Source organism: Niveispirillum sp. KHB5.9 (assembly GCF_048066115.1).
Classification (GTDB): Bacteria; Pseudomonadota; Alphaproteobacteria; order Azospirillales; family Azospirillaceae; genus Niveispirillum.
Window position 1 is genome coordinate 66,909 of sequence record NZ_JBLTYX010000004.1, and the last position, 26,416, is coordinate 93,324.

The 26,416-nt window shown below is 65.2% G+C and carries 26 protein-coding genes; 7 read left to right on the plus strand and 19 right to left on the minus strand.

Annotated features, from left to right (window positions below; all coding sequences use genetic code 11):
• Window positions 1-169: 169 nt before the first annotated feature.
• A complete protein-coding gene (locus ACM9HJ_RS09115) occupies window positions 170-1,771 on the plus strand; it encodes an AAA family ATPase (protein ID WP_416571403.1) in 1,602 nt (533 codons plus the stop codon).
• A gap of 16 nt (window positions 1,772-1,787) precedes the next feature.
• On the opposite strand, the gene ACM9HJ_RS09120 is transcribed toward ACM9HJ_RS09115, so the two are convergent.
• Window positions 1,788-2,996: a TIGR03862 family flavoprotein gene (locus tag ACM9HJ_RS09120; protein WP_416571404.1), complete on the minus strand. Its 1,209-nt coding sequence runs from the start codon at window positions 2,994-2,996 to the stop codon at window positions 1,788-1,790.
• Between the two features lie 258 nt (window positions 2,997-3,254).
• On the opposite strand from ACM9HJ_RS09120, the gene ACM9HJ_RS09125 reads away from it, so the two are divergent.
• The gene (locus tag ACM9HJ_RS09125; RefSeq protein WP_416571405.1) at window positions 3,255-3,599 is read left to right on the plus strand and encodes a hypothetical protein; all 345 of its coding nucleotides are present in this window, start codon (window positions 3,255-3,257) and stop codon (window positions 3,597-3,599) included.
• Between the two features lie 124 nt (window positions 3,600-3,723).
• Here the strand turns inward: ACM9HJ_RS09125 and ACM9HJ_RS09130 are convergent, their stop codons facing one another.
• From ACM9HJ_RS09130 to ACM9HJ_RS09180, 11 genes are all read right to left on the minus strand, one after another.
• Window positions 3,724-4,086: a methyl-accepting chemotaxis protein gene (locus tag ACM9HJ_RS09130; protein WP_416571406.1), complete on the minus strand. Its 363-nt coding sequence runs from the start codon at window positions 4,084-4,086 to the stop codon at window positions 3,724-3,726.
• 198 nt (window positions 4,087-4,284) lie between these two features.
• On the minus strand, window positions 4,285-5,865 hold the full coding sequence (gene serA, locus ACM9HJ_RS09135; RefSeq protein WP_416571407.1) for a phosphoglycerate dehydrogenase: 1,581 nt from the start codon (window positions 5,863-5,865) through the stop codon (window positions 4,285-4,287).
• A 233-nt stretch (window positions 5,866-6,098) separates the two neighbouring features.
• Complete coding sequence (locus tag ACM9HJ_RS09140) at window positions 6,099-7,256, minus strand: phosphoserine transaminase (protein ID WP_416571408.1); 1,158 nt, start codon at window positions 7,254-7,256, stop codon at window positions 6,099-6,101.
• Between the two features lie 382 nt (window positions 7,257-7,638).
• Window positions 7,639-9,345 (minus strand): hypothetical protein, encoded by a 1,707-nt coding sequence (locus tag ACM9HJ_RS09145; protein ID WP_416571409.1) that lies wholly within the window; start codon window positions 9,343-9,345, stop codon window positions 7,639-7,641.
• Window positions 9,346-9,533: 188 nt separating this feature from the next.
• The gene (locus ACM9HJ_RS09150; protein WP_416571410.1) at window positions 9,534-9,971 is read right to left on the minus strand and encodes a GNAT family N-acetyltransferase; all 438 of its coding nucleotides are present in this window, start codon (window positions 9,969-9,971) and stop codon (window positions 9,534-9,536) included.
• A gap of 12 nt (window positions 9,972-9,983) precedes the next feature.
• On the minus strand, window positions 9,984-10,628 hold the full coding sequence (locus tag ACM9HJ_RS09155; RefSeq protein ID WP_416571411.1) for a LysE family translocator: 645 nt from the start codon (window positions 10,626-10,628) through the stop codon (window positions 9,984-9,986).
• Window positions 10,621-11,409 (minus strand): PhzF family phenazine biosynthesis protein, encoded by a 789-nt coding sequence (locus tag ACM9HJ_RS09160; RefSeq protein WP_416571412.1) that lies wholly within the window; start codon window positions 11,407-11,409, stop codon window positions 10,621-10,623. The genes ACM9HJ_RS09155 and ACM9HJ_RS09160 overlap by 8 nt, the downstream gene beginning before the upstream one ends.
• 22 nt (window positions 11,410-11,431) lie before the next feature.
• Window positions 11,432-12,790 carry a pyridoxal phosphate-dependent decarboxylase family protein gene (locus ACM9HJ_RS09165; RefSeq protein ID WP_416571413.1) on the minus strand — a complete coding sequence of 453 codons (1,359 nt, stop codon included), beginning with the start codon at window positions 12,788-12,790 and terminating at the stop codon, window positions 11,432-11,434.
• 126 nt (window positions 12,791-12,916) lie between these two features.
• Window positions 12,917-13,294: a helix-turn-helix domain-containing protein gene (locus ACM9HJ_RS09170; protein WP_416571414.1), complete on the minus strand. Its 378-nt coding sequence runs from the start codon at window positions 13,292-13,294 to the stop codon at window positions 12,917-12,919.
• Between the two features lie 39 nt (window positions 13,295-13,333).
• Entirely contained in the window at window positions 13,334-13,630 is a 297-nt protein-coding gene (locus tag ACM9HJ_RS09175; protein ID WP_416571415.1) for a type II toxin-antitoxin system HigB family toxin, read from the minus strand.
• Between the two features lie 68 nt (window positions 13,631-13,698).
• Complete coding sequence (locus ACM9HJ_RS09180) at window positions 13,699-14,301, minus strand: LysE family translocator (RefSeq protein ID WP_416571416.1); 603 nt, start codon at window positions 14,299-14,301, stop codon at window positions 13,699-13,701.
• A 197-nt stretch (window positions 14,302-14,498) separates the two neighbouring features.
• On the opposite strand from ACM9HJ_RS09180, the gene ACM9HJ_RS09185 reads away from it, so the two are divergent.
• Window positions 14,499-15,920 carry a PLP-dependent aminotransferase family protein gene (locus tag ACM9HJ_RS09185; RefSeq protein WP_416571417.1) on the plus strand — a complete coding sequence of 474 codons (1,422 nt, stop codon included), beginning with the start codon at window positions 14,499-14,501 and terminating at the stop codon, window positions 15,918-15,920.
• Window positions 15,921-16,021: 101 nt separating this feature from the next.
• Here the strand turns inward: ACM9HJ_RS09185 and ACM9HJ_RS09190 are convergent, their stop codons facing one another.
• The 7 genes from ACM9HJ_RS09190 to ACM9HJ_RS09220 form a co-directional block, all read right to left on the minus strand.
• Window positions 16,022-16,792 carry a nucleotidyltransferase family protein gene (locus tag ACM9HJ_RS09190; protein WP_416571418.1) on the minus strand — a complete coding sequence of 257 codons (771 nt, stop codon included), beginning with the start codon at window positions 16,790-16,792 and terminating at the stop codon, window positions 16,022-16,024.
• Window positions 16,789-17,943, minus strand: a complete 1,155-nt coding sequence (locus ACM9HJ_RS09195; protein WP_416571419.1) for a dATP pyrophosphohydrolase — start codon at window positions 17,941-17,943, stop codon at window positions 16,789-16,791. Before ACM9HJ_RS09195 ends, ACM9HJ_RS09190 begins: the two co-directional genes overlap by 4 nt.
• Window positions 17,940-18,722, minus strand: a complete 783-nt coding sequence (locus tag ACM9HJ_RS09200) for a sterol desaturase family protein (RefSeq protein ID WP_416571420.1) — start codon at window positions 18,720-18,722, stop codon at window positions 17,940-17,942. Before ACM9HJ_RS09200 ends, ACM9HJ_RS09195 begins: the two co-directional genes overlap by 4 nt.
• 149 nt (window positions 18,723-18,871) lie before the next feature.
• A complete protein-coding gene (gene lptG / locus ACM9HJ_RS09205; RefSeq protein ID WP_416571421.1) occupies window positions 18,872-19,954 on the minus strand; it encodes an LPS export ABC transporter permease LptG in 1,083 nt (360 codons plus the stop codon).
• Window positions 19,951-21,198: an LptF/LptG family permease gene (locus ACM9HJ_RS09210; protein ID WP_416571422.1), complete on the minus strand. Its 1,248-nt coding sequence runs from the start codon at window positions 21,196-21,198 to the stop codon at window positions 19,951-19,953. The genes lptG and ACM9HJ_RS09210 overlap by 4 nt, the downstream gene beginning before the upstream one ends.
• Window positions 21,195-21,641 (minus strand): HIT family protein, encoded by a 447-nt coding sequence (locus tag ACM9HJ_RS09215; RefSeq protein WP_416571423.1) that lies wholly within the window; start codon window positions 21,639-21,641, stop codon window positions 21,195-21,197. Before ACM9HJ_RS09215 ends, ACM9HJ_RS09210 begins: the two co-directional genes overlap by 4 nt.
• An 88-nt stretch (window positions 21,642-21,729) precedes the next feature.
• Entirely contained in the window at window positions 21,730-22,647 is a 918-nt protein-coding gene (locus ACM9HJ_RS09220; RefSeq protein WP_416571424.1) for a metallophosphoesterase family protein, read from the minus strand.
• A gap of 96 nt (window positions 22,648-22,743) precedes the next feature.
• Between ACM9HJ_RS09220 and ACM9HJ_RS09225 the strand changes: the two genes are divergently transcribed.
• Genes ACM9HJ_RS09225 through ACM9HJ_RS09240 form a run of 4 tightly spaced genes read left to right on the plus strand, consistent with a single transcriptional unit; the run spans window position 22,744 to window position 26,410 of the window.
• Window positions 22,744-23,904 (plus strand): CDP-alcohol phosphatidyltransferase family protein, encoded by a 1,161-nt coding sequence (locus tag ACM9HJ_RS09225; protein WP_416571425.1) that lies wholly within the window; start codon window positions 22,744-22,746, stop codon window positions 23,902-23,904.
• A 6-nt stretch (window positions 23,905-23,910) separates the two neighbouring features.
• Entirely contained in the window at window positions 23,911-24,861 is a 951-nt protein-coding gene (locus ACM9HJ_RS09230; RefSeq protein ID WP_416571426.1) for a diacylglycerol kinase family protein, read from the plus strand.
• Window positions 24,858-25,787, plus strand: coding sequence for a hypothetical protein (locus tag ACM9HJ_RS09235; protein ID WP_416571427.1), 930 nt, complete (start codon window positions 24,858-24,860; stop codon window positions 25,785-25,787). Before ACM9HJ_RS09230 ends, ACM9HJ_RS09235 begins: the two co-directional genes overlap by 4 nt.
• On the plus strand, window positions 25,784-26,410 hold the full coding sequence (locus tag ACM9HJ_RS09240; RefSeq protein WP_416571428.1) for a class I SAM-dependent methyltransferase: 627 nt from the start codon (window positions 25,784-25,786) through the stop codon (window positions 26,408-26,410). The genes ACM9HJ_RS09235 and ACM9HJ_RS09240 overlap by 4 nt, the downstream gene beginning before the upstream one ends.
• Window positions 26,411-26,416: the final 6 nt, after the last annotated feature.

A 26,416-nucleotide genomic window follows, 5' to 3' on the forward strand; every position in this document is an offset into this window, starting at 1 on the left:
TGAGGTAACTCCGTTACATCTGTCAACGCCGATTGGGTAATGGCGGACATAATCAGTCCGCATTACGCTTCGGATTGAAGCGATAGAATAATTGAGCTGGGCCCGGCTGGCGATAGATTACTTGTAACGTCATTCGCTTACAGGTGAGATCAGTACAAGGGTGTTGCGCATGCACAGCAGTCCGGCACGCGACCGCGAGATGATCGGAGAGGGCGGCCAGACCCTGGCCATTGCCCTGCTGTCCGACGCGTCCACGCATGGGCTGCCGCCGGGCGGGTCTGTCGATCGTATCGACACGCATGCCGCCCGGATTTTCATGGCCGGCAGCCGCGCCTTCAAGATGAAGCGCGCCGTGACCTATCCCTTCTTCGACTATGCCACCCTGTCGCAGCGGCTGGACACGTGCGAGGCGGAACTGGCGCTGAACCGGCGGACGGCACCCGATCTGTATCTGGGCGTCGGCGGGCTGGTGCGCGGGACCGATGGCAAGGTGCGGCTGGTCGAACAGGCGCCGGTGGCTGCCGATGGCGGGCCCGACCCGTCGGTGATCGAGTATCTGATCACCATGAAGCGCTTCCCCCAGGCGGCGCTGCTGGACCGTATGGCCGGCGACGGCACCCTGTCGCCTTCCATCATGCGCGACCTGGCCGCCATCATCGCCGAATTCCACGAGACGGCGGAACCCAGGCCAAAGGCACCGGGTGCCGAGGAAATGGCCGATCTGGCCCGCACCAATATCTGCGAGATGCGCAAGCATGGTGCCCTGTTCGATGCGACAGGCGTTGACAGGCTGGACCGGGCCACGGAGACGGCGCTGGCGGCGGGGGCGGACCTGATCGACCGGCGCCGCGATGCCGGCTATATCCGCCACTGCCATGGCGACCTGCATCTGCGCAATATCGTGATGCTGGAGGGGCGGCCGGTGCCGTTCGACTGCGTGGAGTTCGGCGACCGCATCGCGGTGACCGACGTGCTCTACGATCTGGCCTTCCTGCTGATGGATCTGGAACATCGGCGGCTGCGCGGGCTGGCCAATATCCTGTTCAACCGCTATCTGGACATCACCGGTGATCTGGCCGGCATGTCGCTGCTACCCCTTTTCATGTCCGTGCGGGCCGGCATCAGGGCGCACCTGACGGCATCGGCTGCTGTTGGCCAAAGTGATGCACGGCAGGCGGCATTGCTGACGGCGGAAGCGGCATCCTATCTGGAACTGGCAAACCGGCTGCTGGCCCCGCCGACCCCTTCCCTGGTCGCCATCGGCGGCCTGTCGGGCACGGGCAAGACGACGCTGGCCCGCGCGCTCGCCCCCACATTGGGGCCGGCACCGGGCGCGGTGATCCTGCGATCGGACGCGCTGCGCAAGCGGCTGGCCGGGGTGGAAGAGAGCCAGCATCTGCCCGAAAGCTTCTATGGCCCCGATCACGCCGCGCAGACCTATGCGGAGCTGACGGGACAGGCGGGTCTGGTGCTGGACGGGCATCACGCGGTCATCTGCGACGCCGTCTATGCGCGGCCCGATCAGCGGCAAGCCATAGAGGATGTGACGCGGGCGGCAGGGCTGGGCTTCACCGGCCTGTGGCTGGTGGCCGATCAGGCGGTGGCGATGGCGCGCGTGGCGCGGCGCCGGGGTGATGCGTCGGACGCCACCGCCCAGGTGGTCCGCCGCCAGGCCGCCTATGATCTGGGGGAGATGCGGTGGGAAGTGATCCCCGCCAGCGGCGACGCCGACGACACGACGGCGATCGCCAGACGGCATATCGCCAGCTGAAGAACCGGCGGCATGGCTATCGGGTCAGGAATCGCTCCACGCCCTTTGCCGCCGCCACGGCGGTAGCGTAGCAGCCCTGGAGCAGATAGCCGCCCGTCGGCGCCTCCCAATCCAGCATTTCCCCGCAGGCGAAGGTGCCGGGGACATCACGCAGCATCAGGTTGCCATCCAGCGCCGACAGCTTGATACCACCGGCGGACGAGATGGCGCGATCCAACCCGCGCTGTCCGGACAGGGGCACGGGCAGCGCCTTGACCAGCCCCGACAGCACCGACGTCCGGCCCAGATCGGCATCACCGGCGAATTCCCGGATCAGGGCACCCATGGGCGGGCCCAAGCTCAGGCCCTTGCGCAGCTTGTTGGCCAGACTGTCGGCCGGCGGCACGCGGGCCAGCTTGTTCTGCACCTGGGCGAGCGACAGGTCGGGCTTCAGGTCCAGATGCACCAGGGCCCTGCCCTCCCGATCGATGGCATCGCGCAGGGGGGCGGACAGTGCGTAGAGCGCCCCGCCCTCCAAACCGGTCTTCGTCACCACCAGTTCGCCCGGTACCGTGCGGTCCTTGAAGGCAATGGCGATTCGCTTCAGCGGCTCCCCCTCCCCCCGCTCCAGGAAACCCGGCGTCCAGGGCACATCGAAACCGCTGTTGGACGGGCGGAACGGTGCCAGCGGCACGCCCTTTTCCGCCAGCAGCGAAGCCCAGCCGCCATCGGAGCCCAGGCGCGGCCAGCTGGCTCCACCCAGCGCCAGCAGGGTGGCCGCGGGTTCGACGGCGAGCGGGCCCGACGGCGTATCGAAACTGACGGCACCGTCGGCAGCCCAGCCCGTCCAGCGATGGCGGGTGAAGAGCTTCACGCCCAGTCCGTCCAGCCTTTGCAACCAGGCGCGCAGCAGGATGGAGGCCTTGAAGCTTTTGGGGAAAACCCGGCCCGAAGAACCGACAAAGGTCTCCACCCCCAGCCCATGGCACCAGTCACGCAGCTGTGCGGGTGTGAAGGCACGAACCAGCGGGTCCATGAAGGGCCGCGCAGCGCCATAGCGGGTAATGAACCGGTCCAGCGGTTCGGAATGGGTGATGTTCAGCCCGCCCCGGCCCGCCATCAGGAACTTGCGCGCCGGGCTGGCCATGGCGTCGTGGATTTCCACCGCATGGCCGGCTTGACCCAGGATTTCAGCCGCCATCAGGCCCGCCGGGCCGGCACCGATGATCAGGATGGGGCGGGTCATGGGCGCGGTTCCGAACAGTGGGGCAGAGGATGCATTCGTCAATGTTTAGCGAAATAGCATGCAATTCCTGAAAGTGTCATGCTTTACAATAGTATCGACCATGCTGATCTTGATTTCTGATCGCACGCAGTTTTAATCATGGCACCCAGGGAGATGTTTTATATTTCACTGGATTTCTAATTTATACAAAAAATCCATAGTGGAATCGTATGCACCCGCCACACAATCAATCTGCACTTGATGTGATGGAGACAGAAAATGAATGCAGTCAACATCTTGGAAAAGCATCTGGAAAATGCTCGATTTGCGCCGATCATTAAAGAGGCTATTCAAATAGTTAATGATTCGAAACAAGTTAGCGTCGATAATTCCTCAGAAATCTATACTGATAGCGGTTATCTTGTAAGACTTTATGAGGGGAGATTAAAATATGGTAACGTGAACAATGTACCCGGAATACACGATACGTTAAATTTCCTTCGCCAGAAAAATATTAAAATCAAAACCGAATTTATACTAGCTGACGAAAAAATTATCATGCTGATCAAATCGATAGATGATGATTTAGTTGGAATCATGATTTTTACGCTAAAGACCCAATGAATCCCGACTTTACCTGGAGCGTGTCATGGGTATGGGTCCGAACGGTGAGGCGGGGGAAGCATTGCGAATAAGAAAAGGCGGCGCCGTCGCCGGCACCGCCCTTTGTCCAAACCCGGCGCCGAAATCAGGCGTGGGTGATGGCGCGCTCGACCAGCTGGCCCAGATGCTGGGTACGCTTGGTCAGGCTCTGCAGCACGGCGGAGATTTCCGCCGTGGCGGCGGCGGTCTGGCCCGACAGGTTCTTCACCTCGCCGGCCACGACGGCGAAGCCCTTGCCGGCTTCACCCGCACGGGCGGCTTCGATGGTGGCGTTCAGGGCCAGCAGGTTGGTCTGCTTGGCGATGGCGTCGATCTGCTGCGCCACCGTGCCGACCTTTTCAATTTCGGTCCGCAGGCCTTCCAGTTCACGGCTGATTTCCTGCAAGGCGGAGGAAACCTCGCTCTTGCCAGCGCCGGAGAGAGTGCTCGATTCGCTGCCGTACTTCATCTGCAAAGGCCTTGCGTCTATGGGTTGCCCGGTATTGAACCCAGTTCCTGCCGGGTCCGACAGACTACATAGCACAAACTATCGAACGGCATGGTTACGATTTTCCACATCGCGCACCACTTTCGGATAGGCGGCACCGCAATGAAAAAGGGGAGAGCTTGCGCCCTCCCCTCTCCACATCACGCGGGTGCGTGAAACTTAAGCGAACGCCAGTTCCGTCGCGCGCACCACGCTGGGCAGGGCGCGGATGGTGGCCAGCAGGGCCTCGTCCACCTTCTGATCGACCGACACCAGACAGATGGCATTAGCGCCCGGGGCCGTGCGGCCCAGGTGGAAGGTGGCGATGTTGACGCTTTCATTGCCCAGCGTCGTGCCCAGCTTGCCGATGAAGCCCGGCTTGTCCTCGTTGCGGACGAACAGCATGAAGGGCGTCACTTCGGCTTCGATCGGCACTTCGTCGATCTCGACCAGACGCGGCTTGTCACCGCCGAACAGGGTGCCGGTCACGCTGCTGGTGCCCTTGTCCGTGGTCACGATGATGCGGACCAGCGTGTGGTAATCGCCATCCACGGCGCGCTTGGTCTCCGCCACCTTGATGTCACGCTCCTTGGCGATGACGGGGGCGTTGACCATGTTCACCGATTCCATCAGCGGGCCCAGCAGGCCCTTCAGAACGATGGCGGTCAGCGGACGGGTGTTCAGCGTCGCGGCCTGGCCTTCATACTCGATGGTCACGCCCTTCAGGCTGCCATCGATCAGCTGGCCCACGAAGCCGCCCAGTTGTTCGGCCAGCTTCATGTAGGGACGCAGGCGCGGGGCTTCCTCGGCGGTGACCGACGGCATGTTCAGCGCGTTGACGACCGCACCGCTGACCAGATAGTCGGCCAGCTGCTCGGCCACCTGCAGGGCGACATTTTCCTGCGCCTCCGTCGTGGAGGCGCCCAGGTGCGGGGTGGCCACGACCTTCTCATTGCCGAACAGCGGATGGGCCTTGGCCGGCTCCTCCGCGAACACGTCAAGTGCTGCACCGGCGACATGGCCGGCCTCGATGGCGGCCTGCAGAGCCTCTTCCACGATCAGGCCGCCACGGGCGCAATTGATGATGCGCACGCCCTTCTTGGTCTTGGCCAAGGCCTTGGCGTCCAGGACACCCTTGGTGGCCTCGGTCAGCGGGGTGTGAAGGGTGATGAAGTCGGCACGGCGAAGCAGGTCTTCCAGTTCCACCTTCTCCACGCCGATTTCCGTGGCGCGCTCCGGCGACAGGAACGGGTCGAAGGCGATGACCTTCATCTTCAGACCGATGGCGCGGTCGGCGACGATGCCGCCGATATTGCCGCAGCCGATGACGCCCAACACCTTGCCGAACAGCTCCACGCCCATGAAGCGGTTCTTTTCCCACTTGCCGGCATGGGTGGAGGCGTTGGCGGCCGGGATCTCACGGGCCAGGGCGAACATCATGGCGATGGCATGTTCGGCCGTGGTGATCGAGTTGCCGAACGGCGTGTTCATCACGACGACGCCACGGGCGGTGGCGGCCGGGATGTCCACGTTGTCGACGCCGATACCGGCGCGGCCGACAACCTTCAGGTTGGTGGCGGCGGCCAGGATATCCTTGGTCACCTTGGTGTTGGAACGGATAGCCAGACCATCATACTCGCCGATGATGGCCTTCAGCTCGTCGGGCTTCAGGCCGACCTTCACATCGACCTCGACGCCGCGCTCCTTGAAAATCTCAACGGCGCGGGGGCTCAGGCTGTCGGAAATCAGAACCTTGGGCATTTTGGGGGTGTCCTTCGCATGAAGATGCGGGATGTCGTTGGGGGGCTACTGTCCGGCTCGCTCTCAACATCGCCACTTGCACTTTGCTGCCTCCCCCGCGAAGGCGGGGGTCCAGGGGCCGCTTGGAACCACGGTCGGGCCTGTGGCCCCTGGTTCCCCGCTTTCGCGGGGAAGGCACTTAAATGCGATGGCTGCTCAAGGAGCGTTTCACCGGAACAGCAGAGAGTTTGAAATCAGCCGGCCTTGACCGTGGCGTAGGCCCAGTCCAGCCAGGGCAGCAGGGCCACGATGTCGGTGTTCTCGACCGTGGCACCACCCCAGATGCGGATGCCCGGAGGCGCATCGCGGTAGGAGCCGGCGTCCAGCGCCACGCCTTCCTTTTCCAGCAGGCTGGTCAGCTTCTTGGCGATTTCCGCCTGAGCCTCGGCCGGCTGTTCCGTCGCCCAGGGGTCGACGATCTTCAGGCAGATGGAGGTGCAGGAACGGCTCTCCGCCGTCTCGGCCAGGAAATCGACCCAGTCGGTCGCGGATACCCAGTCGGCCACGGCCTTCAGGTTGGCTTCCGAACGGCCGACCAGCCCTTCCAGGCCACCCACGGACTTGGCCCAGTTCAGGCCGTCCAGCGCGTCTTCGACGGCGATCATCGAGGGGGTGTTGATCGTCTCGCCCTTGAAGATGCCTTCCGACAGCTTGCCGCCGCTGGCCATGCGGAAAATCTTCGGCATCGGCCAGGCCGGCGTGTAGTTCAGCAGCCGTTCGACGGCGCGGGGGCTCAGCGCCAGCATGCCATGCGCCGCCTCACCGCCCAGCACCTTCTGCCAGGACCAGGTGACGACATCCAGCTTGTCCCAGGGCAGGTCCATGGCGAAGGCGGCCGAGGTCGCGTCGCAGATGGTCAGGCCTTCGCGGTCGGCCGGGATCCAGTCGCCATTGGCGACGCGGACGCCCGAGGTGGTGCCGTTCCAGGTGAAGACCACGTCACGGCTGAAATCCACCGTGGAAAGGTCGGGCAGCTTGCCGTAACCGGCGGTGAGCTGACGGACGTCGGCCAGCTTCAGCTGCTTCACGACATCGGTCACCCAGTCCTTGCCGAAGCTTTCCCAGGCGACCATGTCGACGCCACGGGCGCCCAGCAGCGACCACAGGGCCATTTCGACAGCACCGGTGTCCGAAGCGGGAACAATGCCAAGCCGGTAATCGGCGGGGATGCCCAGAATTTCCTTGGAGAGGTTGATCACCTGCTCAAGCTTGGCCTTGCCGGGCTTGGAGCGGTGCGAGCGGCCCACGAGGGCGCCCTTCAGGGCTTCGATCGTCCACCCGGGGCGCTTTGCGCAGGGACCGGACGAGAATTGCGGATTCGCGGGGCGATTGCCCGGCTTCGGCGCAGCCATTATGGCTATTCCTTCCAGAATAGTAGCGCCCCGTTGGGGGGGCGTGACCCGCCGCCGAAGCTATGGAGTTGGAAGGGGCGCGTCAATGGGGGATCGGCGTGTGCGGATCGGAAAGCTGCCCTGCGAAGCGTGCAGGGGAAAGATAATTGCTCTTTCTTTGTTCCCTCGAGAAGCCGGGCGCCCGCATCCGCGGGCTCGGGTTTACGCGCCACGTGGCGCTGGCCGGCAGTCGCCGGCCTGCACTGGTCATCGGCCTGACCTGTGCTTTTCCCCATATAAATCGTAGGTCAGGTCGAGCAAAGCGAGCCCTGACGCTTACTGGCACCGTCGCTTGTCAGGGCTCGGCTTCCGCCTCGACCTGACCTACGGCACCTCCCCGTGCTCACCCCATCGGCAGCAGCGACTTGTCCACCAGCCCCGATTCCAGCATGGCGTTGCACAGCTTGAAATAGGCATCGCGGCGTTCCTGGGCGCCGGGGAAGCGCTCCAGATAGTTCAGGATGAATTCCGGGCGCTTCAGGGCCTGGGTCAGCTGGTCCGCCGCCAGCTGCCGGGCGCGGCCTTCCGGCAGGCCGCCACACAGGCGCACGATGGTCAGGATGCGGTCGGCGAACGGCATCGTATTGTTGGCCAGAATCTCCGTGCGGATGCTATCGAAGATCGAACTGTCCAGGATCTCCGCCATCTCGCGCTTGGTTGCCGCCGGCATGCCCGACATCACGATGCGCCGCGCGAAACCGCCCAGGGTCTTGATCGACTCCATGCGGTTGCCCATCTCGCGGATCAAATCCTCCGGCACGATCAGGCTGCGCAGGTAAGTCGCGATCTTGGCCTTGGGCGCATCGCCCGGTGCCGTCTCGGCCAATGACAGCACGGTTTCCGCCTTGCCCATGGGGCTGCGGATCGGACCGATCAGTTCCGACATGGCTTCCGGCTGAATCAGGCGGTCGGCGCGCTGGGCCAGTGCCTCCAGCACTTCCTCGTCCCTGGCCAGCGTCGGCGCGTGCTTGCGCAGGTACGTGATGACCTCGACCGTCGCCTCCATCTCGTCGCGGATGCCGCGATCGCTACGCAGCGGCAGGCGGGAATGGAGATGGCGCAGCAGACCCAGGCGCAGTTCGGCCAAAGTGCGGGGCAACACCCCTTCGGCCAGCAGCATGGACAGAGCCTTCACCCCCGCCGGCTGCTCCCCTTGCCCGCTGCCCATATTGCCGACATAGAGATCGACCGCGCTCAGCACCAGTTCCAGGCGCTGTTTCTCCTGCCCCGCCAATTCCTTCAGCGCGAAGGGCGACGCCAGGATTTCGGCCGCTATGCTGTCCAGGATGCGCATTTCCCGCACCGACAGGTCGGGCGTGGACAGAAGGAACAGCCGGTCCAGCTTCTCCACCCAGCTCTTGGCGTCGGCCAGATGCGCCGCCACAGCGCGATAAAGCACGCGGGACAGGCCCTCGGCCGGGCCCTTGTACGCCGCCACCACCTCCAGCAGGCCGCCGGGACCGATCTTCAGCGGCGGGTTGCCCTTGCCTTCCTTGACCAGCACGGACAGGCCGTTATCGGCGATGTTCATCAATTCCTTCATGCGCGACACGGCAGTCTGCTTCGTGCCGCGCACCTGTACCGACGCCAGGCGCTGCAAGGCGCCCTGCACGGTGGTGCCAGCCCCGTCCAGGACGCGGGCATGCACCTCGTAGTTCAGGATTTCCAGCGGTGTCAGGCGCTTCTCGTCCAGGAACTTGGCGAAGAAGGTGCGGAACATCTGCCGCTGGATATCGCCCATCAGGTCTTCGGGCTTGTCGCACCAGGACGCGTCGCGGCCGGGATTGGCGCGGGCCAGCGGGTCCGCCTCCTGCACGCCACTGCGCAGGCGCTTCACCATGGTGACGGTGGTCAGGAACTCATGGTCCTTGTAATCGGACCGGCGGACAAGGCGGATGCCATCCACCTCGTTGCGCTGCACCAGCATGGCGGCAGACGGTTCCAGCTGCCGCAGGTCGGGCGACTCCCGCACCACCAGCCACAGATCGCCGTGGAAACTGTGCAGTTCATAGACCGTCTGGACGGTACCGATGAGTTTCTGTTTGTCCACAGGCAAGGGCTCGATAATACCGTCCGGAACGCCGACCGCGTGGCAGATCGCGGTCGACGCCAGCGGCGGGCAGGTCTGAAAGCCGGGCTATCTTGCTCAATTCTCCATCCGGGGTAAACAGTGGAATAACGGAAGAGAAGTTTAGGCCGAAAGACATATTACTGTTTTACCACCTATGAGAGTGAGTTTCAGGCAGGTGCCGGCCGAGCCATTACCCTTTCCGGCTTATCGAGCGGACCGAAGCCGAACTTCGCGTACAATCCCTGCCCGTCGGCCGTAAACAGCATGAAACGGCGCAAATCCGCCCATTCCGGACGGTTCACCACCGTCTCCACGAAGAAGGTTCCCAGCCCGCCGGCCCGCCGCGACGGGTCGATCCAGACGTCGGCCAGATAGCCGAAACTGGTGTGATCGGTGATGACCCGGCAATAGCCGATCTGGAAACGATTGGAATCATAAAGCCCGATGGCCACGGAATGGCGGGCCGCACGCTCCACCTTCTCGCGGGTGATTCCCGGCGACCAGTAGCTGGACGCCAATGCCGGATGGATGAAATCAAAATCCAGCCGGGTCGGATCGTTGGTCACGACATGACCGTCATCGCGACGGACCTCCCAAATGTCCACGTCCCCTACCCCCTACCGGTTGATGGCCATATGAGCGGCAAGCCCGGCCAGAACGGAGCCCATGACCATGCGCTGCACCCGCGCCCAGAGCGGCCGGCCGGATAGGAAACGTGCGATCTCGCCTGCGACCAGGATGAAAATCGCGTTCACCGACAGGCTGATTATGATCTGCATCGCCCCCAGCGTCAGGCCCTGCACCAGCACCGACCCGCGCGCCGGATCGATGAATTGCGGCAGCAGCGACAGGTAAAGCATCGCGGCCTTGGGGTTCAGCAGGTTGGTTAGCAGCCCCATGGAATAGAGCCGCCAAGGACCGTCCGGCGGCAGATCACGCACCTGGAAGGGTGAATGGCCACCGGGACGCAGCGCGTTCCAGGCCAGCCAAGCCAGATAGGCGGCACCGGCCCAGCGGATGATCTCGAATGCCAGCGGCAGGGCCTTCAACATCGCGGCGAGACCCAGCACGGTCGCGGTCAGGAAGGCGACGAAGCCAGTGGCCACGCCCAGCAGCGACACCAGCCCCGCCCCCCGCCCCTGGCAGATGGAGCGCGAGACCAAGTAGGCCATGTTGGGGCCGGGCGTCAGCACCATGCCCAGGCACAGGGCCGCGAAGCCGCCCATCACGGGCAGCGGCACCAGCGCGAACGTCTCAGACATGGATCGTCCCTTCCAGGTAGAGAACGGCCCGGCCGGCAATATGCACCCGGTCGCCCAGCAGGCGGCAATGCAGCCTGCCGCCACGTGCGGAGACCTGATGCGCCTCCAGCATATCCTTGCCCAGCCGTTCGGCCCAATAGGGGATCAGGGTGCAATGGGCGGAACCGGTAACGGGGTCTTCCGGAATGCCGTCCATGGGGGCGAAGAAGCGGGAGACGAAATCCACCCCCGGCTCATCCCCGGGTGCCGTCACGATGGTCATGCGGCCAACGCCATTCAGCAGGGCGAAGTCCGGCGACAGGGCGCGCACCGTGGCCGCATCCTTGTACACCACGAACCAGTCGCGCGCCGCCTGCACCAGTTCCGGCTGCGGCCCACCCAAAGCCGGGATCAGGTCGGGATGCACATCGATCGCCTGCGGGGCGCGGGTGGGGAAATCCAGGGTATAGAGATCGTCGGCATAAAACACCCGCAAGGCCCCCGCCACCTTGGTGCGGAAGATGAATTCCGTGGCGTCGTGATTGATGAAGTTCCTGATGACGAAGGCCGATGCCAGCGTGGCATGGCCGCACAGGTCGATCTCGTTGGCCGGCGTGAACCAGCGGATGAACCACTCATCCGCGTCACGCACGAAGAAGGCGGTTTCGGCCAGATTGTTCTCCGCGGCAATCGACTGCATCACGGCGTCGGGCAGCCAGCTTTCCAGTGGCACCACGGCGGCCGGATTGCCGGCGAACAGCGTGTCGGTGAAGGCATCGACCTGATAGAGGGGCAGGCGCATGATCTTGTCCTTGGGTGAAGATTCAAACGGTTTCGCGCAGGCTGGCCAGCACGGCGATGGCGTGATCGATCTCCGCCTCCCCCGTCCGCCAGCTGGAAATGGACAGGCGGGCGGCGGGCCGGCCACGCCAGATTGTGGGGCCGAACCAGAGTTCGCCGGACGCTTCGGCCGCCTTGCGGATGCGGGTCAGGCGGGCGCCATCCTCATCCCCCTCCAGGCGGATCAGCACCTGGTTCAGGACGACACGGTTCACCACCTCGTAACCCGTGGCGCGCAACCCGTCGGCCAGGCGGCGGGCCAGGGCGCGATGGCGGTCCACCATCCCGGCGATACCATCCACGCCCAGCGTGCGCAGCGCCGCCCAGACCGAAATGCCCCGCGCCCGGCGGGAGAATTCCAGGGTCAGGTTTTTCTGCGCGAACGGATCGGCGGCGGCATAGGCGGCGTCGCTGTTCATGGCATCGGCCAGGGCGCGCGCGTCGCGGCAGATGGCGATGGCGCCATCATAAGGCGTGTTCAGCCATTTATGCCCGTCGGTGGTCCAACTGTCCGCCCCGTCCAATCCGGCGGTCAGGCGCACGGCGTCCGATGACAGACGGGCCCAGAGGCCGAAGGCACCATCGACATGCACCCAGGCACCGACCGCACGCGCCGCCTGGATCAGTGGGATGAACGGGTCGAATTCGCCCATGTTCACCTCACCCGCCTGCAGGCAGAGGATCGTCATGTCATCCAGCCGCGGCAGGCGAGCGGGATCGACGCGGCCATAGTCGTCCGTAGACGCGATGATCAGATTGTCCAGGCCGAAGCCCAGGATGCGCAGGGCCTTGCGCACCGTGACATGCACCGTCTCCGACACGACCACCTGCACCGCCGGCGATCCGGCCAGCCCCTGCCGGTCGACATCCCAGCCCTTGCGCGCCAGCAGCGACCGCCGTGCGGCCGCCAGACAGGCCAAGCCGCAGGCCGTGGCGCTGGTGCCGAAACCCACGGCGGACTCGCGCGGCAGGTCCAGCGCCTCCAGCAGCCATTGCCCGGCCAGCTTTTCCAGCGTCGCCGCCACAGGTGAATTGTCGAAGGAGGAGGCACACTGGTCCCAGGCCAGCATCAACCGTTCGGCCGCGGCGGCCGCCGGCAGGGCGCCGCCGATGACGAAGCCGAAATAGTTCGGGCCGTTGCTGGTGACCGTTGCCGGCGTCCCGATACGGTCCAGCAGGTCCAGCGTCTCCGCCGCCGGGCGACCCAGGCGGGGTAACGGCTCCTGGAAGGCCCAGAGTGCTGCCAGCGCATCGGCATCGGGGAAGACCCGGCGATCAGCCACGCCCGCCAGATAGGAAGCGGCACGATTGTCAGCGTCGCGGATCAGGGCAAGCTCGTCCATGATTGTCCCTGTCAGGAAGGGAAATGCCGCAGATAAGCGGCACAATCATCAGGTACAATCAGGACAATAAGGGTTCAATCTCGAAATTGTATCCATAACAAGATCACGACCAGGGCTTTGATACCCTTATCCCACCAGATGGTAGGGGCGGACCAGCATGTCCGCCGGTATCTTCCATTCCTGGTGCAGGCGCCAGATCATATCCGTGGTCAGGGCACGCTTGCGGTTCAGCACTTCCGATGCGCGCGAGCGTGAGCCAAGCAGCTTGGCAAGGTCGGTCTGCTTGTATCCGGCGGTCTCCATCACTGCCACGACAGTATCGATCGGGTCTGGCGCTTCGACCGCCCAATGCTTGGCCTCATAGGCACCGATCAGATCGGCCAATACCAGGAACCGATCGGCATCCGGCGTACCCGGCTCCGGCTCATGTTCGAAGTAAGACTCTATCTCCTTGAGGGCCCAGTCATAATCTTGTTCAGTCAGGATCGGGCGGACATTCATCATGATCATCACCAGGATATCGAAAACGTGAGGCGGGAGCAGTCAAACACTGACGGGATTGACCCTGTCATACTCCGCATGGGTTCCAATGAACTTCACCAGTACCTTTCCGTACCGGTAGGCCACATGCACGATCAGGCGGTACTTGTTGCCGGCGATATCGAAGATAATGCGATTGTCACCCATAAAATCGACGGCACTGCCAAACATCGCTTTCACATCTGCCGGCCCGGCCCACGCAGCCTTGGACACCAAGCCGTACCAAGTCTGCAAAGGCACCTCCCCTTGCGGATGCATCTCCCAAAACAGCTTCAGGGTACGCTTGGCAATGATTTGCATCGTGGCTGCCTTGGGTAAGGCTATGGCATATAATATCATGTTCCCGATACGGGAACAACCCGCCTGCTTCAAAGCAGCAACAGCAGCGCGCTGGCCGCCGTGGCCAGCCCCAGGAAGCCGTTAAACAGGCGCAGGCGGCGGTCGTCGCGCAGCCAGTTGCCCATGGCTTGGCCGAACAGCACCCAAAGCAAGGTCCAGGGCATGCCCACCACCAGGAACATGGCCGTGATGGTGGCGATGCTGCCCCATTCGCCCAGTTGCGGCATGCGATAGATGGCATGCACCGACAGAGCCATGGCCAGGCCCTTGGGATTGATGAACTGGAAGGCCGCAGCCTGCCAGAAGGTCAGGGGCTTGGCCCGCGATCCCGCTTCCGGCCGGCCGGCCGTGCCGATCTTGAAGGCCAGGTACAGCATATAGGCCACGCCGGCATATTTCAGCACCGGTTCCAGCACCGGCACCGCATGCATCAGCGCCTCGCCCCCGACGCCGGCCAGCAGCAGCAGGGAACCGAACCCCACGACGATGCCCAGCATGTTGGGGATGGTGCGGCGGAAGCCGAATGTGGCACCGGACGCAGCCACGATCATGTTGTTGGGACCGGGCGTGACGGAGGTGACGATGCAATAGACGGCCAGGGCCAGCAGGATCTCGGTCAGGCTGTTATCCATCGCACCCTCCATAAAAAGGGTGACAATCCATATTGCCACCGTTGAATTGCGATAATTGTCACCCTGCATCGCATTTATGCCGGGTTGAACCGACTACCCAATCTGGATATTGTGGAGACAATCAAGGGTCAATGTGCGGATTGTTCCTGGCACCCATGCGACAATGGGGGACAATTTCCGCCACGGAGGGATGTGCCATGAATCAGCCCGCCACCGTCCGCTGGCAGCCCGCCATTTCCGGCCGTCCCGGCCCGCTTTATCGCGCCATTGCGGCGGTGCTGGCGGAGGATATCGCCAACGGCACGCTGCCGCCCGGTACCCGCCTGCCCACCCATCGCGATCTGGCCTGGGACCTGAAGGTCACGGTCGGCACCATCACGCGGGCCTATCAGGAAGCCGAACGCCAGGGCCTGATCGGCGGTGAGGTGGGGCGCGGCACCTTCGTGCGCGATCCGCGGCGCCTGACCGAACCGGTGGTGGAAGCCGGCGGCAGCCTGATGGACATCAATGTCGGGCTGATCGACCTGTCGGTGAACGCCACGGCGCTGTGGCCCGATGCCCAGGCGCTGGCCAGCGCCACCCAGGCCGTGGCGCAGCGCCCGGACCTGGTGGCGCTGATGTCCTATCAGACGCCGCTGGGCCATCCGCGCCTGCGCGCCGCCATCGCCGACTGGCTGGCCGACAGCGCCAATATGCATGTGGCGCCGGAACAGGTGCTGCTGGCCGTGGGGGGCCAGGGTGCCATGCTGACGGCCCTGTCGGCCGTGACCCGGCCGGGCGACACGCTGCTGGTTGAACAGCTGACCTACCCCGGCCTGCGCGCCGTGGCGCTGCATCTGGGCCTGCGGCTGGTGCCGGTGGCAATGGACGCGGAAGGGTTGCTGCCCGACGCGGTGGAACAGGCGGCGCGCGCCCATGGCGCCCATGCGCTCTATTGCATGCCGACCTTGCAGAACCCCACGACCATCACCCTGTCGCTGGAACGGCGCAGGGCGCTGGTGGATGTCGCCCGGCGCATCGGACTGATGCTGATCGAGGATGATGTCTACGGCTTCCTGAAGCAGCCGGCGCCGCCCACGCTGGCCAGCCTGGGGCCGGACGTGACGCTCTATATCTCCAGCCTGTCAAAATCGCTGTTCCCCGGCCTGCGCACCGGCTATGTCGTCGGCCCCCGGCCCTTGTTCGACCGGCTGGCCACCATTCTGCGCGCCACGGTGCTGGCGCCGGCCCATATGGGCACGGTGGTGGCGGCCGAACTGATCGACAGCGGGGAGGCCGGGCGTATCGCCCATCGCCGCCGCCTGCTGGTGGCCGAACGCCAGGCACTGGCACGGGCCAGCTTGTCGGGGCTGGACCTGTCCGGCTCCGATGCCGCCGTCACCCATCTCTGGCTGCCTTTGCCGGAGAATGTTCGGCGGGAGGAACTGGTGCGCGGTGCCCTTGAACGCGGGGTGAAGATCACGGCGGCCGACGGATTCGGCCTGGGCAAGGGTGAGGTCCAGAATGCGGTGCGCATCTGCCTGATGGGCGTGGACCATGCCTGTCAGCTGGAAAAGGGCCTGTCGGTGGTCGAGGGGCTGATCAGCAACCCCGTCGCCACCAGTGCGGCATGGGTGTGAGTATATGACGTGGTGCCGTAGGTCAGGTCGAGCCGAAGGCGAGCCCTGACGAGCGACAGTGCCGTTGAGTGTCAGGGCTCGGGCTTCGCCCTCGACCTGACCTACGACAATAGCCGCTCCGCCAGCTCCACATCCGCCGCCTTGTCGACATCGACGGCGGCCAGGCCGAACGGCATCTCCACCATGGCGGCCTTGGCCCCGGTGATACGGCCCAGCCGGGCCAGGGCGCCGGTCAGGGTCAGGCGGCCGGTGATGAATTTCAGGATCGACAGCAGGCCCAGCAGCCGGATCATGCGCAGCGGATGCTTGCGCTGCGCCTCCACCTGACGCCAGGTGCGGGCCACACCCTCGGACGCCGGCGTGCGGAAGGCGAACATGTTGCAGCCGGAAAAGGCCCCGTCGGCGAAGCGCAGATAGGTGCGCTTGGTCTCCGGCACCGCCGCCTGGATGACAAGATCCCGCGCCAAGCCGACACAGACATCCGACCCGTCCGGCAGATGCGACAGGAAATGGTCCACCCATTCCGGGCGCAGCAGGGCATGGTCGGCCGTGGTCACGAACAAGGGCGTGCCCAGTTTTTCCAATGCCGCCGACACGGTGCGGCTGGGGCTGCCCTCCGCCGGCAGTAGGGCCAGCCGCCCGCCGGCCAGCAGCAGGCCCAGTTCCGGATGATCCTCCACCAGTTCCGGCCGTTCGATGGCGATATGGATGGTCCCCACCGATGGCGATGCGATCAGGGCGCGCACCACCCGCACCAGCATGGGCACACCGGCGATGGGGGCAAAGGCCTTGTGGCTGACACCCATCAGCCTGGCCACCGGATCGTCCGGCCCGCGCGATCCCGCCAGGACCAGGGTTGCCACAGCACTCACAGCGGCTTCCCGTACAGCCGGTAGGTCTTGTAGCGCGAGGTTGCCACCGCCTCGATGATGCGGCGCATGGGCAGATTGTCTTCCAGGATCCAGGACAGTTCGATCTGCTTATAGCCCAGCTGTTTGGCTTCCCGGCGCATGGCATCGATGATCAGGAAGGGCAGGATGGCCTGCAGCCAGCCGCCGACATCCCGCCGCACCCCCATCAGGGGCACGCGGGCCGTCTTCACGCCCTTCACCTTCAGCCGCCACAGCAGCTTGATCAGGCCGAAAGGCAACAGCTTGCCACCCAGATCGGCGATGGCCTCGTTCAGGTTGGGCAGGCAGACGCCAAAGGCGGCGGGGGTGTCATCCACCTCCACGATCCAGGCCAGCTTGGGATTGATCAGCAGCTTCAGCGACTTGGCCATCTGCTTGGTTTCGGCCTCCGACAGGGGCACGAAACCCCAATTGCCGGCCCAGGCATTGTTGAAGATGGAGGTGATGTTTTCCAGATCCTGGTCGTACCGCTTCATGTCCAGCATGCGCAGACGGATATTGGCCGGCAGCGGCCGGTCGATCAGCCGGCGTACCGGCTTGGGCAGGTCGTGCTGGATATCGTAGAGATAGGCATAGATGTCCTTGGCCTTGGTCAGGCCCGCCCCTTCGATCCGCGGCCCCAGATAGGCCCGGTCATGGCCCATCAGCAGCATGGGCGGGGTATCCCAGCCATCGACCAGCAGCCCCGTCTCCTCATTGATCGACAGGTTGAAGGGGCCGACCATATGCACCATGCCCCGCGCGCGCAGCCAGTCGGCCGCCGCCGCGAACAGGGCATCGACCACCGCCTGGTCGTCCTCTGCCGCCAGCAGGCCGAAATGGCCCGTCGCGTCCTGACGGATCTCAAGCCCTGCCCGGTCGATCTGGGCGGAGATGCGGCCCACCACCTTCTCCCCGCGCAAGGCCAGGAAGAACATGACGTCGGCATGCTGGAAATAAGGGTTCAGCTTGGGCGACAGGGTTTCCTGCCGCTCCATATAGAGCGGTGGCACCCAGTTGGGATCGCCCTCATGCAGGCGATATGGCAGGGCGATGAACCGGTCAACAGCCTTGGAGCCGGGTACCACCTGTTCGATGCGGATGCCGGCGTCCCCGCCCTGGCCGCCGCTCAAGATGCCGCCTTCACGCCGTCATTGGTGCCCGATGCCGGCGGGCGCGGCGGCCGGTCGCGCGGTGGCGCCCCCGTCGCTTCCATCACCCAGGGATACAGCTTCGCCTCCTCCAGGTCATAGCCCAGGTTGAACACCGTGGGGCTGCGCGGCTTCTGCTTGGCTTCGGCATAGAAGGTGCCCAGCATCATGTCGGGGCCATAGGAGATGATGCCGTAATTGCCGTCCTCGTTATGGAAGTGGTGATAGAGGTGCAGCTGCTTGATCCGCGCCACCCAGGCCCAGCGCGGCTTGTAGTTCAGGTGCTGGATGCAGTGGAAGAATTCATAGATGCAGGTATTGACCAGTCCGGTGGCCAGCGCCGCTGCGGCACCCGCCTCCCCGCCGATCCACCAGCCGACGGGCATGCTGACCAGGGCGATGGTGGGCAGGGTGTTGGCGAGGCTGCCGAACAGCACCTCCAGCTTGTGCGGGTCCTGGTGATGGTCGAAATGGATGCGCTTCCACAGGGTGGCGGACCATTTCATCCGGTAAAGCCAACGCCCATGCAGGATGTAGCGGTGGATGCCATACCAGGCGAGCGGATAGATGATGGAAACCACCAGCACGATCAGTGCGATGCGTCCCCAATCCTGCGCCCAGACTGCGGCCAGGATGGCGGAAACCAGCGCCAGTGCCGCATAGACCTGGATCGCCGGATATGTGGAATAGGCGAACGCCAGTTCCCGCAGGTTCATCTTGCCGAGGTCATAGCTGCGGCCGCTCCAGGCATCGCCCCACATGCCCCTACCCTTTCCAAAGTAAAAAAGCCGGCCCGTAGGGCCAGCATCATCATGCCGTCAAATTAGAACCCGCATCGGTCTGCATCAAGGGCGTTGCCGGATTGCGACATCGTGGCATCCAGGTGCCAGCAATGCAGTGACCGGGCGCACTACCCCTCCACATAAACCATAATGGCCCCGCCGATCGCGGCGAAGAAGATCAGGGGCGACCAGACCGCCACGATCGGCGGCAAAGCGCCGGCCTGCCCCATCGACCCCAGGATGCCCGAGGACAGCAGGAAGACCAGGCCGATCACCGTGCCCAACGCCAGGCTGCCCATCGCCCCGCCGCGCCGGCGCATGCCATGCGCCACGGGTGCGGCGAGCAGCAGCATGACCAGCGACGCCAACGGTGCGGCATAGGTGGAATGCAGGCGCGTGGCATAGAAGGCGGGACTGCCGCCCCCGGCCCAGGTGCCGCGCACGATGCGCAGCAGCCGGTGGAAGGAGATGTTCTCCATCGGCTTGCGCAGGTCGACCATGTTGTTGGGCGACAATTCCACGCTCCACAGCGTGCTGTCCTCATGCGTGGTGCGTATCGGCTCCCCGATGCGGGTGCGGTTGACATCGTATAGCTGCCAGCCGCCCGGCCCATGTTCCCCGCGTGCGGCGGACATCATGGCCGTGGCCTTTCCCGCCTCGTCACGGCTGATCATTTCCAACCCGGTGATCTTGCGGCCATCGTCGGAGATGCTGGCGATGCGCACCACATCGTCGCCCAGGCGGAACCAGACGGGCTTGTCCGGCGTGGCATCGTCGGGATCGTCGGCCACATTGTCGGTGGCGGCCCACCAGGTGACGAAGGCGCGTTCCGCCCGCGGCGCCACCTGGTCCGATAGCAGGAAATGGCCGACGGCAACCACCAGGGCCGCCGGCAGCAGTGCCCCCATGATCTGGTAGGGCGTCATGCCCACCGACCGCATGGCCACGATCTCGTTGGTCGACGCGAAGGTCCAGAGCGTGGAGAGCGACCCGATCAGCACCGCCAGCGGCACCACCCGCTCCACCACCATGGGCAGGCGGATGATGGTGTAATAGACCAGCCCGCCGCCGCCCAGGCCGCGTTCCAGCACGGTGGACGCGGCGTCCAGCAGATCCAGCAGTTGCAACAGCGCCGACAGGGCGATCAGCACCGACAGGACGCGGACCAGGAAGGTACGGGTCAGGTAGCGGGTGATGGTGCTGCGGTTCATGGCCTGCCCCCCCCCGCCTTCCTTCTGCGCTTGAACAGCTTGCCGACCATGCCGACCAAAGTATCGATGGCATCGAACATGGCGGCGAACGGGTTCTCCCCCGGCCGCACATCGGCACGGTGGAACAGCCAGCCGCAGAGCAGACAGAACAGGCCGAACGGCACCCAGATGCCGATCAGGGGCGACAGGCGCCCGACATCGCCCAGGCTTTCGCCCAGCTGGATCAGGTGGTGGTAGATGATCAGGATCAGGGTGGCGAGTGCTATGCCCTGCCCGCGCCGCGCCCGCTTGGCCGCCATGCCCATGGGCACGGCCAGGAGCGGCAGCAGCGGCAGGGACAGCGACCGCGCCAGCCGCCCATGGAGTTCCGATTCCAATCGTGTGTGCGGCACGATCGATTTCGGATCGTGCATTTCCGACCACAGCTCGTGCAGGGTCAACTCGCGTTCGCTGCCACCCCGGTCCCGGAACGGTTCGGTGACCAGCTGGAACGGCTTGTCCAGGGTCAGTTCGCCGAACTCCATCACCATGCGCCGCCCGTCGGGCAGCATACGCACCTGCACCCCGTCATGCAGGGTCAGCAGCACGCGCTGCCGGTCGTCGGTGGCGGCCAGCGCACCGGTGACCGAGGTGGTGACCCAGGTCTCCCCGTTCCCACGGTCCTGCTGCACGAACACCTTTTCCAGCCGGCGGCCCGTGGCATCCACGATATCGGCGGAAATGGTAATGCCTTCACCCGCATCCACGAACATTCCCTGGGGCACGGTCGCGTCCCAGGCGGCATTGACCACCATGTGGTAGATGGCGCTGTAGCCATAGCGACTATAGGGCTGGAGATAGCCGAACAGCAGGATGGAGAACACCATCAGCGCCACACCCAGGCCCAGGAAGGACCGGGCGATACGCGGCACGGACAGGCCGGCCGATTGCAGCGCGTCCAGTTCATTATCCTCACCCATGCGGGCGACGATGATGAACATCGAGATGAAAAAGGCGGCCGGCAAAGCCAGGCCCAGATAATGCGGCACCAGATTGGCGACCAGCCACATCACCATGTTGAACGGCCCGCCATGATTGGCCAGCAGGTCGAACAGGCGCAGCAGCCGTTCCATCAGCAGCGCCACCAGCACGACCAGCAGCGACGCGAACAGCGGCTTCAGCGTCTCCACCAGGATATAGCGGTCGATCCGCTGCGTGGAATGCAGCGGGCCGCGCTGTTCAGCCGGAAGCGGGGAACCGGTCACGTTGCATCCACCCACATGGCCTTCAGGTCGGCGACCAGGGCCGCCAGCGTCGCGCCATCCAGCGCCACCGCCTGACCCAGCGCCGGCGGGCCGGGCCAGCCGGCATCGGCGAAGCTGAGCCCCCGATAGTCGCGAACACCCTCATACCGGGGGATAACGTGGAAATGCACGTCGGGGTCCACCATCATCAGCATCAGGTAATTGATTTTCTGATAGGCGGTGAAGCGGGTCAGCACCGCCTCCACCTTGGCCACGACGCCCTGCAACTCCGTGAAGGCCGCCGGGCTCAACTGGCCGAAGGCCGTCGCCGGCTCCTTGCACACCAGGACCAGGGCGCCCAACGCCGGCTGCTGCGGCCGCACCTGAACCGACCACAGGGCCGTCTCCGCCACGACACTGGCCGGGTGGCCGAATTTCAGCATGGTGGCGTTGGGTGCGGTCATGGCGAACGGGACTCGGGGCGTATGCAAGGGAGGGCGTACTTTAGTGATTAAGCCTGGGCGTGGCAATGAACGCTCAACCGGGGTCCGTTCATCCGACACCTGTGCCCGGCAGCCGCAGGGACCAGCCGCCCAGCGCCGTCACCGGCGCATCCCGGCGTTCGACCCCGCGCACCTCCACCTGCACGTGCCAATCCGGCCCGTCTGTGTCCACCGTCACAAGATGCCAGCGGGCTGGCATGTCGTGGCGATAGCCGATGGCCGAGGCCGATGGCGCCGTCAGGCTGGGAATTGGGCCCAGCGGTCCCTTGATCATCGACAGGTCGGCATGATGGGCATGGCCATGCAGCAGCATCTCCGCCCCCGTCCGGGCCAGCAGCGCGCGCAGCGCCTTGCGGTCGGTCATCCCCTTGCGGTTGGATACGACACCATCGGCCACCGGATGATGCACCATCAGCACCCGGAACAGGCCCCGCCGCCCCGTGTCGGACAGCGTATCGCCCAATCGTTCGATCTGTTCGGCCCCCAGATGCCCCTGGGCCAGCAAGGGTGCGGTGGGCACCCCGGAATTGGCGCCGATGAAGGCCACCGGCCCGCGCTGGCGCAGATAGGGGAAGGAAACCGCCTTCGCGCCGTCGCCGGTCATGTAACCGGCCCACAGGCCCAGGCCCTGATCAAAGGGCACATGCACCATGGCGTCATGGTTGCCGGGCACATAGCTGACGCCCGCCGCCGGCCCGATCGACCGCAGCCATTCCGCCCCGCGCCGGAACTCACCGGGCAGGGAGATATTGGCGATGTCGCCGGTCACGGCCCAATGGTCCACGCCTTGCGACCTTATGTCCGCGACGATGGCGGCCAGCATGGCGGGCGTGTGGGCATGGCGGCGCTTGCGCTGCCAGGACTGGTAGCTGAGCGTGCGTTTCGACAGCCATTCAAGGCCCCGTGGACGGTCGGGGGCCAGCGGCAGGTGCGGATCGGACAGGTGGGCGAAGCGGAAGGGCTGCATGGACGCCAACCTACAATGCCCTGCGGCCCATAGGCAAAGGCCGCGTCTGGCTGTATGAAGACGGGCAGGAAACCCATCTGATCATGGTTCAAGACCTTGTCCGCCGATACCTCCACCACCGAGACCCCGATGCCGATGGCCGCAACCATCGGCGACAATCCCGTCCGCCTCTGGGGCATGACATCCGCCGAACGCCTGCGCCGCCAATGCGTGCGCAACGGCGTGAAGGAGGTGCGGGCCTGGGACGGGCTGGACAGCGGCAATGCACAACTGCTGCTGCGCACCGACTGGGTGTTCGATGAGGTGCTGGTGCGCGATCTGGCCAAACGGCCGGGCACCATCCTGGTCGATGCCCGCAACAAGGAGCCGGTGGCGGCCCATGTAGCGGCGGAAGACGCAAGCGAAGCGGCGGCGATGCTGTCCAGCAGCCGAATCGTGCCAGACAGCCTGTCGGCCCGGCTGCGCGTGCTGGAACCGGAGGAGCTTTCGTCCTCCTACAATCACGCCCTGCGCAAGCGGGAGGTGCCGTTCCTGCTGCGCCTGACTCCGGAGGCGCTGCCCAGGATCGAACAGCGCATGTTCGCCGGCAGCTACAAGGGCGTCACCGACGTCATCACCAAATATGTCTGGCCCCTGCCGGCCCGCCACGTCACCAAGGCCTGTGCCGTCATCGGCATGACGCCCAATATGGTGACCGGCATCGGGGCGGTGCTGATGCTGCTGGCCCTGTGGCTGTTCGCGACTGGCCACTACCTGCCGGGCCTGGCCTGCGGCTGGGTGATGACCTTCCTGGACACGGTGGATGGCAAGCTGGCCCGCGTCACCCTGACCAGCAGCAAGTGGGGCAACATCTTCGACCATGGCATCGATCTGGTGCACCCGCCATTCTGGTGGTGGGCCTGGGTCGCGGGCCTGCCGGCAGCGGGATTCGCCATGCCGGGTGGTGAAGCCTTCGCCCTGATCGTCATCTGGGTGGGCTATGTCTCCCAGCGCCTGCAGGAAGGCTATTTCATCAAGCAGTTCAACATCGACATGCACACCTGGCGGCCGTTCGACGGGTTCTTCCGGCTGATTACCGCCCGGCGCAATCCCAATCTGGTGATCCTGACCATCGCTACCCTGCTGGGAAGGCCGGATATCGGCATGGCGCTGGTGATCTTCTGGATCGTGGCCTGCTTCGCCGTCCACATGGCGCAGATCGTCCAGGCGCATCAGGCCGCCAAGAAGGGTCCCATCGTCTCGCACCTGTCCGCCTGATCCATCATGGCGCGTCCGGGACTGATCCGTAATCCGTTCAGCCATCGCAACCATGGCGGTAGGGCGGTGCCGGCCGATGCCGCCCGCCTGTTCGGTCCGCATGTCGCATCGCCCGACACACCGGAAAAGCTGATCGCGGCCCTCGCCGGCTTCGTGGCCGGTGGCGTGGATGTGCTGGTGGTGGATGGCGGCGACGGCACGGTGCGCGAGGTGCTGACCGCCCTGCCCCATGCTTATGGCGACAATCCGCCGAAGATCGCCATCTTGGCCGGCGGCAAGACCAACCTGATCGCCGCCGATGTCGGCACCACCGGCTACGGCGCGCGTGGCATGGCGGGGCTGGTACGCGCGGCCCATGAGGAAACGCTGGGCCGGCGTACGACCCGCCGCCCCGTCCTGTCCCTGCACTGGCCCGATGGCGAGCATACCGACGTGCGCGGCATGTTCATGGGCGCCGGCGCCTTCACCCGCGGCACCGATCTGGCCAACGCCGCCATCCACAAGGCTGGCTTCACCCAGGAGATCGCGGTCGCGCTGACCATGGCCGGCGTGCTGGGCCGGGCGCTGATCGGCAATGACCAGCATGGTTGGCTGGCGGGGGAGGATTTCGGGGCGGCCGTCGATGGCGATGCCGTGGGGGATGGCAACCGCTTCCTGTTCCTGGCGACGACTTTGAACCGGCTGATCATGGGCCTGTGGCCCTTCTGGAACCATGGTGACCGGCCGCTGCGCTATCTGGATGTCGCGGCCAATCCGCCGGGCCTGCTGGGCAGCCTGCCCCGGCTGATGACGGGGCGGCCCAGCGCGGCGATGCGCGACGGCGATGCCTACCGCTCCGGCGGGGCGGAACGGATCGAACTGCGCCTGACCAGGCCGCTGATCATGGATGGGGAGACGTATCCCGCCGGCCGTGTCATCCTGTCGGCCCATGACAGCATCAGTTTCGTGCAGCCGTGAGCCTGACCGACATCCTTCGCGCCGAATGGGAAACGGACCTGCCGCCGCCGGCCGCCGCCATGGTACAGGCGCTGATCGATCATGGCGGCGGCACTGTGTCCTCCGTGCTGTTCTACGGTTCCAATCTGCGTTCGGGCGATGTGGAAGGGGTGCTGGATTTCTACGTGCTGGTCGATGATCTGATCCGCTGGCGCGACAGCCGGCCACTGGCCCTGGCCACAAGCCTGCTGCCCCCCACTGTGGAATATTGGGAACTCCCCTGGCAGGGCCACACGCTGCGCGCCAAGGTGGCGGTGATGGGCGCGGACCAGTTCGTTCACCGCACACGGTTCGACCGGCTGGACACCACCATCTGGGCCCGCTTCACCCAGCCCGTGCTACTGGCGTTTGCCCGCGACGATGCCGCCCGGCAGCAGGCGCTGGATGCGGTGGCGCAGGCCATCGCGTCGGCGGCGCGCTGGGCGGCCCTGCTGGGCCCGGAGACGGGTACGGCGCGCGATTATTGGGAAGCCCTGTTCAAGGCCACCTACAGCGCCGAACTGCGCGTGGAAAAGGCGTCTCGTGGGGTCAGCCTGGTCGATCATGCCGCTGACCGCTACACCGCACTGCTGGCACCCGCCTGGGTGGCGGCGCGTATTCCCTTCGAAGATCGGCCTGGCGACCAGCACCGCCCGCTGCTGTCACGGGCTGAACGGGCACAGGGATTGGCCGCCTGGGGCTGGCGGCGGCGGTTCGGCAAGGCGCTGAACATCGCACGGCTGGTGAAGGCGGCCTTCACCTTCACCGGCGGGGTGGATTACCTGCTGTGGAAGCTGCACCGCCATTCCGGCGTGCGCCTGGAGCTGACGCCGTTTCAACGGCGCCACCCCATCCTGTCCGCCCCCGGCATCCTTTTAAAGCTGCGGCGCATGGGGGCGATACGGTGAGGGCCCGGGCGGGAAACTCCACTCTCGCCCATTACAGCGCGCATGCCGCGCATTACGCCGATATCCTTGCCGACCATGACAGCAAACCCGCCCGTGACCGGTTCCTGGCCGCCATCGGGCAAGCCGCCCCCACGATCCTGGACCTGGGCTGTGGTGCGGGACGCGACCTGACCGGGTTCCGCGATTCCGGATGTCAGGCGATGGGTGCTGACGGTGCGGTCCCGCTGGTCGCCATTGCAGCAGAACGCACAGGCTGTCCCGTCCATGTGCTGGACCTGCTGTCCACGGCATCGCCACCCTGGAACGAGGCGACCTTCGACGGCATCTGGGCGCATCACCTATTCTTCCACCTGCCCAGCCCGGCCCTGCCCTTAATCCTGCGCCGGCTGCGCAGTTGGTTGCGGCCGGGCGGCCTGTTCTATGCCTGCGACCCGACGGGCGACGGCATGGAAGCAACCGCTGACGATGGTCGCCACCTTGCCTTCCGCCGGCCGCAAAGCTGGAAGGCCGCGGCACGGGCAGCAGGTTTTCACCTGGAAGCCGAATGGCGCCGCCCGGAAGGGCTGCCCAGGCCCCGGCAGGACTGGCTGGCGACACTATGGCGGGCATCACCTGACCGATAGAAAACA